Below are 12362 nucleotides of genomic sequence, written 5' to 3'. Positions count from 1 at the left end.
TTAACGCGGGTCATTCGCCGGCCAGCCCGGCCTCGAGTAGGTCCATCTGGTCAGGGGAAAGGGCGAGTAGCGTGCCGTCGGCGGGCTCCGGTACCGCGACGGGCGCGTCCTCGGCCGGGAGTTCCTGGACGAGCGGCGCCAGCCGTTCCGGCGTCTTCTCCTCGAACACCTGCCACGGGGTCAGTTCCAGCCCCTGACGGCGGGCCCTCGCCGACAACTGCATCGAGGTGATCGAGTCGCCGCCGAGTTCGAAGAAGCTGTCCTCGGGAGCCACCTGGTCGAGCCCCAGCACGTCCGCGAACAGCGCGCACAGCGCCGCCTCCGCGGCCGTGCGCGGCTCCCGTTTCGCCGACGTCCCGGCGAAGTCGGGGGCTTGCAGCGCCCGGTGATCGAGTTTGCCGTTCGGGGTGAGCGGCATCTTCTCCAGCGACACGAACGCCGCGGGCATCATGTACTCCGGCAGGCGTTCGGCGGCCAGCTCCCGCAGCGCGGCGGCCAGCGTGCCGTTCCCCTCGCCGGCGGCCGCCGACGGCACGACATAGGCCACCAGCCGCTTGTCGCCCGGCCCGTCCCGGCGGACGGAGACCGCCACCTGGCCGACCCACGGATGCTCCGCGAGCACGGCCTCGATCTCGGCGGGCTCGACCCGGTAGCCGCGGACCTTGACCTGCGCGTCGACCCGACCGGCGAAGAGCAGCTGGCCTTCCCGGGTCCAGCGGAACAGGTCGCCCGAGCGGTACATCCGCTCGCCGGGCGCGAACGGGCTGGCGACGAACCGTTCCGCGGTCAGGCCGGGACGGCCGAGGTAGCCGCGGGCCAGTCCGACACCGGTGATGTAGAGCTCGCCGACCACACCGGGCGGCACCGGCCGCAGGAACGCGTCGAGCACGTAGTGCCCCACGTTGTGGATCGGTCCGCCGAGCGGGACCTGGTCGTGTCCCGGGGACAACGGGGCGCTCATCGTCGAGCAGATGGTGGTCTCGGTCGGCCCGTAGGCCTGGATCACCCGGCGGCCCGGCGACCAGCGGTCCACCAGCGCGGCCGGGAGCGCCTCGCCGCCCGTCAGCACCGTCCGCAGCGTGTCCGGCAGGTCGTCCTCGCTCGCCAGCACACTCGGCGACACGGTCAGATGCGTGATCTCCGCCTGCCGGATCGCGTCGCCCAGCGTCACCTTCGGCGGCATGCTCGCCGCGTCCGGCAGGACCAGGGTCGCCCCCGCCAGCAGGGACATGTAGAGCTCGGACACCATGGCGTCGAAGCCGATCGCGGACAACTGCAGGATCCGTGAGGACGACGTCACCGCCATCCGTTCGATATGCGCGTAGCCGAGGTTGACGAGTCCGGAGTGGGTGACCAAGACACCCTTCGGCACGCCCGTCGAGCCGGACGTGTAGATCACGTACGCCGCGTCTTCCGGCGCCGGCTCGGGCAGGGCGGCGTCCGGACCGGCGGCGGGCAGGTCCTCCAGCACCAGCACCGTGCCCGCGAACTCCGCGGGCACGAACGACCGGGTCGCCTTCGTGCACACCAGCACCCCGGGCGCCGAGTTCGCCAGCATGAATTCGACGCGGTCACGCGGATAGTCCGGATCGACCGGCACGAACGCCCCGCCGGCGAACATGACCCCCAGCAGGGTCACCGCGAGGTCGGCCGAACGCTCGACCAGCACCCCCACCCGGGCTTCGCGTCGCACGCCCGCCTCGGCGAGCAGCCGCGCCAGCGACTCCACTTCGCCGACCAATCCCCGGTACGACAGGCCTCGCGCCGCGTCCTGGACGGCGATCGCGTCCGGCGTCCGCTCCGCCTGTTCGCGCAGCAGCACCGGCAGCGTCTTCTCGGTGACCGGCCTGCCGGTCCGGTTCCACTCGTCCACCACCAGGCGGCGCTGCTCCGGGCCGATCAGGCCGATCCGCCCCACCGGCGTCCGCGGTTCGGCCAGCACCTGCTCGAGTGCGCGGAGGAGGGTCGCGACCGTCTCCTCGGCCTCGGCCCGGTCGAGCACGTCCGGCCGGTAGATCACTTCACCGCGGACCGGACCTCCCGCCACGGAAGCACGCAGGGACAACGGATAGTGCCCGTCGTCGTCCGAGTTCCCCGCGGGGCTCAAGACGAGCGCGTCGGGGCCGTCGAGCCGGGGCGGCGGGGGCGGATAGTTCTCGAACACCAGGATCGTGTCGAACGCCGCGCCCCGGCCTGCCGCCTTGATGATCTCTCCCTGCCCGAGGTGCTGATGCGGCAGCAGATCGAACTGCCGCTCCTGCAGGTTCTTCAGCATGTCGACGACCGGTTCGGTGCCGACGAGGCGCGCCCGGACCGGCAGCATGTTCATGAACAGGCCGACCGCGGCCTCCACCCCGGGGATGTCGGCCGGACGCCCGGCCACCGCGGCGCCGAAGACCACGTCCCGCCGTCCGGTCAGCCGGGCCAGGTGCAGGGCCCAGATCCCCTGGAAGAGCGTGTTCGGCGTGACCCCGTGACGGCGGCAGAACTCCGCCAGGCGCCTGCTCGGCTCGTCGCCGAGGGCGAACCTGACGCGTTCGGGTGCGAGCGGGGTGAGGATCGACTCCGGCGGCACGATCTGGGTCGCCTCGTCGAGCCCCGCCAGTTCGGTCCGCCACGCCTCCAGCGCCGCCGTCTTGTCCTGGTCCGCGATCCAGGCGAGATAGTCGCGGTACGACGCCGACGGGGGCAGCGCCCGGGCGTCGCCGCCCGCTTCGTACACGGCCAGCACGCCGGTGGCGAGCAGCGGCAGGGACCAGCCGTCGACCACGATGTGATGCGACGTGAAGATCAGCCGGTGCCTGCGTTCGCCGAGGCGCACCAGGTGCAGGCGCAGCATCGGTCCCTTGGCCAGGTCGAACCGTTCGGCGTGCTGTGCCGCGGCGAGCCGGTCGAATTCCGCCAGCGCCTCGTCCTCGGGCAGCCGGGACAGGTCGGTCTCCTGCCAGGGCAGCGTCGCCTCACGGGAGATCGTCTGCACGGCCGTCCCGGACGGGAGCTGGTGGAAACTCGTCCGCAGGGCGGCGTGCCGGTCGAGCATGGCCTGCCAGGACGCGCGGAACCGGGCGGCGTCCAGCGGGCCGTCGAGGGCGAGGGTCCGCATGCTCGCGTAGACGTCGAGGCCGTCCTCGCCGGTGGAGTGGAACAGCAATCCCTCCTGCAGCGGGGAAAGCGGCCAGATGTCGAGCAGATCCGGCACGGCGGCCTCGATCCGCGCCACCTCTCGCTGCGTCAGCGCGGTGAGCGGGAAGTCGGACGGAGTGTGTCCCCCGCCGCCGCCGTCGACGTGCGCGGCGAGGCCGGTCAGCGCGGCCAGCCACGCGTCGGCGAACGACTCGGCTTCGGCGTCGCCGAGGAGCCGGCGGGCCCAGGTCACGGTCAGGCTGAACTCGGGACCGTCCGCGCCGTCCGCCACGACGGCGTCGATCTCCAGGACGTGCCGCAGAGGCGTGGCATCGTCCGCCGCGTCACCGACGATTCCCGTTATCCGCCAAGGCTCGCCGCCACCGTCGGCTCGTGCGGAGAAGCGGCCGAGGTAGTTGAATCCGATCTCCGCCTTCGGCAGCGCCGCGAGGACCGGTGCCGTCTCCGGGTTGAGATGACGCAGCATCCCGTAGCCGAGCCCGCCGTCGGGCACCGCCCGCACGTTCTCCTTGACCTGCTTCAGCAGACGGCCCGCCGCGTCGCCGCCCGCGACGACGTCGGCCGGGTCGGCCCCGGTCGTGTCCAGCCGGAGCGGGTGGACGTCGGTGAACCAGCCGAGCGTCCGCGACAGGTCCATGTCGCCGAGGGGCTGACGCCCGTGGCCTTCGACGTCCACGACGACGGCGGTGCCGCCCCGCCAGCCGGTCACGGCGCCGGCCAGGGTGGCCAGCAGTACCTCGTGGACACCGCAGTGGAAGGCCGAGGTCGCCTTGTCCGCGAGCGTGCCCGCCGGCCGGGTCCAGGTCCGGCGGCCCGCGGTCGACACGGTGTCACGCCGGGGATCGAGCTCGCCGAGCCGCCGCGGTGCCCCGTCGAGGATCTCCGTCCACGTCGCCAGCTCGGCGGTCCGGTTCGCCGCCTCTTCGGTCAGCGTCCGCGACCAGCGCCGGAAGGAGACGTCCGGCGCTTCGAGCGACGGACGCAGGCCGGCGACTGCGGCCTCGCAGGCCGCTTGCAGGTCCGGCAGCAGGGTTCGCCACGACACCACGTCGACCACGAGGTGATGCGCGGCCACCACGAGCCGCCCGGCGTCCGCCAGGACCGCCCGCACCATCACGCCCGCGAGGGGATCCAGGCGTGCCGCCGCGTCACTCGCGATTTCGTCGATGTCGCCCGCGGCGGCACGCTCGACCAGCGTCGCCGCGTCGACGGTTCCCCGGTCGGCCACGACCAGCCGGGGCTCCTCGCCCTCGGTCGCGACGAGCCGGCTCCGCAGCAGGTCGTGGGTGTCGAGCACCGCGCCCAGTCCGGCGGCCAGGGCGGTCACGGAAAGGTCGCCGGGCACGTCCACGATCACCCACTGCGCCATGCCGCCGCGGGTCAGTCCGAGGGGGTCGCGTTCGAGCAGCGCCCGCACCACCGGTGTCAACGGGACCTCGCCGACGCCCTCGCCGTCCTCGGCCCGCGTCCGTCCGCCGTGCTCGGCGACCGCCGCGATCCCCGCGGGCGTCTTGTGGTCGAAGACCTGCTTCGCCCCGAACACGAGGTTCTCGCGGCGCGCGCGGGCGGCCAGCCGCATCGAGAGGATCGAGTCCCCGCCCAGTTCGAAGAAACCGTCGTCGGCGCCGACCCGGTCCAGTCCGAGGATTTCGGCGAACAGGTCGCACAGCACCCGTTCGGTCCCGGTGCGCGGTTCGCGACCGGCCGCCGCCGGGACGAATTCGGGGGCGGGCAGGGCCGCGCGGTCGATCTTCCCGTTGATGGTCAACGGGAAACCGTCCAGCACCAGCACCACCGACGGCACCATGAACTCCGGCAGCCGGGCCGCGAGCTGCGCGCGGACCGCGGCGGATTCCAGTCCCTGTCCCGGTTCCGCGGTCACGTAGGCGATCAGCCGCTTTTCGCCGGGGCGTTCCTCCCGCGCCACCACGATCGCCTGCGCGACGTCGGGGATCTCGGTCAGCACCGCCTCGATCTCGCCGGGTTCGACCCGGTAGCCCCGGATCTTCACCTGGGCGTCGGCACGCCCGCCGAAGAGCAGCTGGCCCTGTTCCGTCCAGCGTGCCAGGTCGCCGGTCCGGTACATCCGCTCTCCGGGGGCGAACGGATCGGCGACGAACCGCTCCGAAGTCGACACCGGGTTGCCGAGGTAGCCGTGCGCCAGCCCCGCTCCGGCGAGGTAGAGCTCACCGGTCACACCCGGGGCCACCGGCTGCAGGAACGCGTCGAGCACGTAGGCCCGCCGACCCGCCAGCGGTCCGCCGATCGGCAGTGTGTCCCCCGTTTCCGCCCCCGGTTCGAGAACGAGCCAGGTGGCGCAGAGGGTGATCTCGGTCGGACCGTAGAGCTGCCGGAACCGGACGCCGGGGCAGGCCCGGCGCATCCGTTCGACGGAGGCGAGCGGGACCGCGTCCCCACCGGTCAGGATCTCCCGCAGCCCGCGGAAGGAGTCCGGCGCTTCCTCGGCCACCGCACGGAAGGCACCCGCCGTCAGGTGGACGGTGGTCACCCCGCGGGCGATCGCCTCGCGGAGCCGCTCCGCGTCCACGGTGCCCGGTTCCGCGACCACCACGCGGGCCCCGCTGACCAGCGGCACCCAGAGCTCGACCAGCGACGCGTCGAAAGCGTGCGACGCGTGCAGCAGTACGTGATCGCCGGGGCCCTGCGACCAGCCCGGGTCGCTCGCCAGCGCCGCCACGCTTCCGTGTGGCACCGCGACACCCTTCGGCACCCCGGTCGATCCCGACGTGTACATGACGTAGGCGACGTCGTGCGCCCCGACCGTGACCCGTGGCGCCTCGTGCCGTGTCCCGTCGAGCGACGGCAGATCCGCGACCACCGGCTCGACCCCGTCCGGCACCGCCTTGCGGCTCGCTTCGAGGCAGACCGCGACCGACACCCCGGCGTCGGCCAGCATCCGCTCGATCCGCTCCGCGGGGTAGCCGACGTTCACCGGTACCTGCGCGGCACCCGCCTTCCAGACCGCGAGCAGGGCGACGAGGAGGTCCGCGCCGCGTTCCATCACCACACCGACGCGGTCACCGCGCCGCACCCCGACGGCGGCCAGATATCCGGCCAGCCGGTCGGATTCACGGTCGAGGCCGGTGTAGGACAGGGTGCGTTCCCCGTCCACGACCGCCACCGCGTCCGGCGAGGCGACGGCCTGACGCCGGAACAACTCCAGTACCGACGTCGTGTCGGCCGCGTCGCCCGTCGCGTTCCAGCGTTCCACCACCGACTCGCGCGCCGGTTCGCTCGTCACGCCGAGGCGGCCCACCGGCAGCGAAGGCCGTGCCACCACCTGGTCCAGGACCCGCACGACCTGCCGGGCGACCTCGGCGGCCGTGCCGGCGCCGATCCGGTCGGGCCGGTAGGACACGTTGATCCGCAGGCGGCTCCCGAGGCTGACGTTCATGGTCAGCGGATAACCGGTGCCGGTGCGGGTGACGACCGAGCTGATCGCGACCCCGCCGTCGTCGCCGAGACCGTCGGCGGTGTGCGGGTAGTTCTCGATCATGACGATGGTGTCGAAGACCGCGCCCGTGCCCACCGCCTTCTGGATCTCCGGCAGGCCGAGGTACTGGTGTTCGGTCAACGCCGCCAGGCGTCCCTGCAGCTCCCGGATCAGCTCCAGCACCGGCTGCCCGCCGTCGAGCCGCACCCGGACCGGGACGGTGTTGATGAACATCCCCACCATGCGTTCGACGTCCGGCACCTCCGCCGGACGGCCGGCCACCACCGACCCGAACACCACGTCCGTCCGGCCCGCGAGCCGCGCCAGCACCAGCGCCCAGGCGGCCTGCAGGATCGTGCTCGTCGTCACCCCGTTGGCCCTGGCCAGTTCGGTGAGCGCGCGCGTCGTCCCCTCGGACAGCAGTTCGGCGTGCTCCCCGGGCATCACCATCGTCTTGTCCGCGTCGGCGTCCACAAGGGACGGTTCGTCCGCGCCGTCGAGCTCGGCCCGCCACGCCGCCCGGGTCGCGTCGGCGTCCTGGCGGCCCAGCCACGCCAGGTAGTCCTTGAAGGACGGCGCCTTCGCGGGGAGCTGCCCGCCCGCGTACGCGGCCGACACCTCACCCACGACGAGCGGCGTCGACCAGCCGTCCAGCACGACATGGTGGGACGTCAGCACGAGCCGGTGCCGGTCGGCACCGAGCCGGATCAGCGACAGCCGCAGCAACGGCGGCTGGGTCACGTCGAACCGCCTGTCCTGATCCTCGGCGAGGAGCCGTTCGATCTCCGCGGCCGCGGCCGCCTCGTCGAGGTGCGACAGATCCACCACGCGCCAAGGGAGTTCGGCCTCCCCCACGACGACCTGCACCGTCTCGCCGGACCCCAGCTGATGAAAACCGGTCCGGAGCGATTCGTGCCGGGCGAGCACCCGCGTCCAAGCCTCGCGCAGCCGTTCCGCGTCGAGCGGCCCGTCGAGGCCCAGGATCCGCTGGCTCTGGTAGACGTCGACGCCGTCGGCGTCGAAGGCCCGCTCGAAGAGCATGCCCTCCTGCAACGGCGACAGCGGCCAGATGTCGGTCAGCCCCGGCGCCGCCGTTTCCAGTTCCGTCACGTCCCGCCGCGTCAGGCCGACGAGGGCGAAGTCGGACGGCGTGTGCCCGCCCGCGCCGGGATCCCCGGCGAGCGCCGCGAGGGCGCTCAGCGTCTCCGCCCACGCCTCACCGAGCCGTTGCACCAGGCCGGAGCCGGCGTCCCGGGCGTCGATGGCCAACCCCAGCCGGGGTCCGGACGGCGTGTCCTGGACCTCCGCGCTGACCTCCACGGCGTGCGCGAGGACCATGTCCGGACCGCCGCCGAGCGGCCCTTCGCCGTCCGGCTCCCACGCGGTGTCCTCCGGGGCGAGGACGGTCCGGCCGAGATAGTTGAAGCCGATCCGCGCGGACGGCAGCGCGGCCAGCGTCGCCGCGGTGCCGGGGTTGAGATGACGCAGCAGCCCGTAGCCGGATCCATCGCCGGGCACGGCGCGGATCTGGTCCTTCGCGGTCTTCAGCAACGATCCGGCGGCCGCGAGGTCCACATCGGACAGATCGAAGCGGACCGGGTGGACGCTGGTGAACCAGCCGACGGTGCGCAGCAGGTCCTCGCCGTCGGCGGCTTCGCGCCCATGTCCTTCCACGTCCACCAGCAGCCCGGCGCCGGTACCGCGTACCCGCGCCACCGCACCGGCGAGTCCCGCCAGCAGGACGTCCTGGATCCCGCAGTGGAACGCGCCCGGCAAGAGCGTCACCAGGTTGCGCGCCTCGGTGCCGGTCAGTCGCGTGGACCACGAATACGACTGTCCGGTGTCCTCTTCCCCGGCCGGGTCCGCGCCGTCCAGCAGGGCGGCCCAGTCCTCGAGTTCGGCCACGGTGCGCTCGCTGTGCGCCTGCTCGACCTGCCTCAGCGCCCACTGCCGGTACGACGTCGCCGGTGCTTCGAGGGCGGGGGTCCGGCCGGAGATCAGCTCGTCGTAAGCCGTCCGCAGATCCGGCAGCAGGATTCCCCACGACACCGCGTCGACGGCCAGGTGATGCGCCACGAAGGCCAGCCGTCCCGGCCCGGCGTCCCCGGCGTCGACCCAGACGAGCCGCGCCATGATCCCCGCCGACGGGTCCAGCGTGCCCGTCGCCGTCCTGAGCTCGCGCTCGGCGACCTCGTCGAGTTCCGCAGTTCCAGCGGCCACCCGCGTGACCAGACCGGCCGCGTCCACCGCGCCGCGCTCGGGCACGATCAGCCGTCCGTCCGGCTCCACCCGAGCCCGCAGCAGATCGTGCGTGTCCAGCACCGCCTGCAGCGCGCTCGCCAGCGTGTCCTGGTCCAGGCCCGCCGGAGCGACGACGACGCGCACCTGCGCGAAACCGGGGCGCAGCGCGTCGTCTCCGAGCGCGAGCATCACCGGCGTCCGCGGGATCTCCCCCACGCCGGTGACGGCCTCGGCGCGCGGCGTCGCGGCGGTCTCCCGCGCCAAGACCGCGAGGCGCTCGGGAGTCCGGTGCTCGAACACCTGCCGCGGCGTCAGCGGGATGCCCTCACGACGGGCGCGAGCGGCGACCTGCATCGACGAGATCGAGTCGCCGCCCAGTTCGAAGAAGCTGTCGTCGATCCCGACCCGGTCGAGACCGAGGACTTCGGCGAACACTCCACAAAGGACTCGTTCGGCGTCGGTGACCGGTTCCCGGCCCGCCGACTTCGACGCGAAGTCCGGTTCGGGCAAGGCCCGCCGGTCCACCTTCCCGTTGACCGTCAACGGCAAGGCGTCCAGTACCAGCACCACGGCCGGGACCATGAATTCGGGCAAGGTCTCGGCGAGCTGCCCGCGCAGGCGCTCCGGGTCGGCGTCCTGCCCCGCTTCGGCGACCACGTAGCCGATCAGATGCTCGCCCCTCGGGAGCACCACGGCCTGCGCCACCCCCGGCAGACCGCCGAGGACCACCTCGATCTCGCCCGGTTCCACGCGATAGCCGCGGATCTTCACCTGGTCGTCGGCGCGCCCGGCGAACGCCAGCGCGCCCTGATCCGTCCAGTACGCCAGGTCCCCGGTGCGGTACATCCGCCCGTCGGCCGCGAAGGGATCGGCGACGAACCGCTCGGCCGTCAACGCCGGACGGTCCAGATAGCCTTGCGCCACACCGGCTCCGGCGAGGTACAGCTCGCCGGGCACCCCCGCGGGCACGGGCCGCAGGAACGCGTCGAGCACGTAGACCCGCCGTCCCGCGAGCGGCCGTCCGATCGGCAGCACCGAACCCGGCTCGTCCCCGGGTTCGAGCAGCCACCACGTCGCGCACAGCGTGGCCTCGGTCGGGCCGTAGAGATGCCGCACCCGCACGTCCGGGCACACCCGCCGCACGCGCTCCACCGCCGAAAGCGGCACCGCGTCGCCGCCGGTCAGCACCTCGCGCAGCCCGGCGACGGATTCCGGCGATTCCTCGGCCAGCACGCGGAAGGCCCCCGCGGTCAAGTGGGCGGCCGTGACGCCGTCGGCGACGTGACGCGCCAGCGCCTCGCCGTCCACCGCGCCCGCTCCGGCCAAGACCACCCGTGCGCCCGACACCAGCGGCACCCACAGCTCGAACAGCGAGATGTCGAAGGCGTGCGAAGCGTGCATCAGCACCGCGTCGCCGGGGCCCACCCGCCAGCCCGGTTCCCCGGCCAGCGCCGCGACGTCGCCGTGCGACACCGCGACCCCCTTCGGCGTCCCCGTCGACCCGGACGTGTACATCACGTAGGCGAGGTCGAGGCCGCTCGTGGCGGTCGACCGGCGAGCGCTCTCCTCCACCGCCCGCCGCGTCCGGGGATCGTCCAGCACGATCGGTTCGAGGCCGACGTCCAGCACGGCGTCCCGGTACGTTTTCGCGCACACCACCGCCGCGGGCCCGGAATCCGTCAGCATGAACTGCACGCGTTCCACCGGATAGGCGGGATCCACCGGCACGTACGCCGCGCCCGCCTTCCACACCGCGAGCAACGTCACGATCAGCTCGGGTGACCGGTCCAGCACCACGGCCACCCGGTCGCCGCGCCGGACTCCCTTGCCGTGCAGGTGACCGGCGAGCCGTTCCGCGCGCTCGGCGAGTTCTCCGTACGACAGCGCCCGGTCGCCGTCGACGATCGCCGGCTCGTCGCGGTGGCGCTCCACCTGTGTGTCGAACAGTTCCGGCGCCGTCCGGTTCGGCGCCGCCTGGGACGACGTGCCCCAGGCGTCGACCACCAAGGCGCGCTCGGCCGGGCTCGTCACCTCGATGTCGGCGACCGTGGCCTCGCCCGCGTCCGTCAGCAGGCGCAGCACCCCGGTGAAACGCTCGATGATCGCGAGCGCGGTGTCCCGGTCGAAGAGGTCGGTCAGATAGTCCAGCTTGAAGTACATCGACTCGCCGGGGACCGCGACCAGCGTCAGCGGATAGTGGGCGGCCACGCGGCCCTGATGCACCCGGACGCCGAAGGTCTCGGCGGAGCCCAATTCCCCGGAATCGTGGTGGAACTTCTCGAAGACGATCAACGTGTCGAAGACGGCGCCGGGACCGGCCGCCTGCTGGATGTCCGCCAGCCCCACGTACTGGTCGGGGATGAGCGCGGACTGCCGCTTCTGCAGCTCCGTCAGCAATCCGGCGACCGGCGTCGAAGCCTGCAAGCTCACGCGCACGGGAACGGTGTTGAGGAACAGCCCCACCATCCCCTCCACGCCGGGAAGGTCCGGCGGACGCGCCGACACCGCCGCCCCGAACACCACGTCCGTCCGCCCGGTCAGCTGCGCCAGCACCAGTGCCCACGCGCCCTGCACCACCGTGTTCAGCGTCAATCCCTTGGCACGGGCCAGTTCGCCCAGCGCTCGCGTGACGTTCTCCGGCAGCCCGGCCTCGACACTCTCCGGCTCGGCCGGCGCCCGCCCCGGATCCGCAGGCACCACCAGCGTCGGCTCCTCGGCGCCCGCCAGCCGTTCCGTCCACGCCGCGAGCGACCGCTCCTTGTCCTGACGGCCCAGCCAGGCCAGGTACTCCCGGTACGACGTCACTTCCGGCAGGTCCGTCGGAGCGCCGTCCGCCGCGTACAGCGTCGACATCTCGGCCAGCACGATGGGCAGCGACCAGCCGTCCATGATCGTGTGATGGCAGGTCACCACCAGGCGGTGCGCGTCGTCGCCGAGGCGGATCAAAGTGAGCCGCAGCAAGGGCGCGCGCGTCAGATCGAATCTGGTCGTCCGGTCCTGCTCGGCCAGTTCACGCACGGCTTCGGCGGGATCTTCGACCTGCGAGAGGTCGATCTCCCGCCACGGAAGGTCCACCTGCTTGGCGATGATCTGCACCGTCTCGCCCGATTTGCGCTGCCGGAAACAAGCGCGCAGCGGGGCGTGCCGGGACAGCAGCGCTTCCCAGGCCGCGCGCAGCCTGGCCGCGTCCACCGGCCCGTCCAGGTCCAGGATCCAATGACCGACGTAGACGTCAGGCCCTTCGCCGTCGTAAACCGCGTGGAAGAGCAATCCGGCCTGCAATGGCGACAGCGGCCAGATTTCCTCAATCCGCGACTGGTTCATCAATGTCTCCCTCAATCAGCGAAGGGTGTGAAGTTCGTCTAGCTCAGCTTGAAATCCCCGATTCGGCCTTGGCCGGTTCGAGGAGTGCGCCTTCTTGTACGGAATAACCCCAGTGAAGGGATCATCCCCCGGTCCGGCCTTGCCGGACAACATGTCCAGCCGCGCCGTTCTGTTGAGCGGTAAGGCAAACGCGGCCCGG

At 72.5% G+C, this 12362-nt stretch carries 1 protein-coding gene; it reads right to left on the bottom strand.

Going from position 1 to position 12362, the window contains the following annotated elements:
- Positions 1 to 10: 10 nt before the first annotated feature.
- Entirely contained in the window at positions 11 to 12163 is a 12153-nt protein-coding gene (locus AORI_RS48400; RefSeq protein WP_016331872.1) for a non-ribosomal peptide synthetase, read from the bottom strand.
- Positions 12164 to 12362 lie beyond the last annotated feature (199 nt).

Source organism: Amycolatopsis keratiniphila (assembly GCF_000400635.2).
Lineage (GTDB): Bacteria > Actinomycetota > Actinomycetes > Mycobacteriales > Pseudonocardiaceae > Amycolatopsis > Amycolatopsis keratiniphila.
This window is presented reverse-complemented; position numbering and strand designations above follow the sequence as displayed.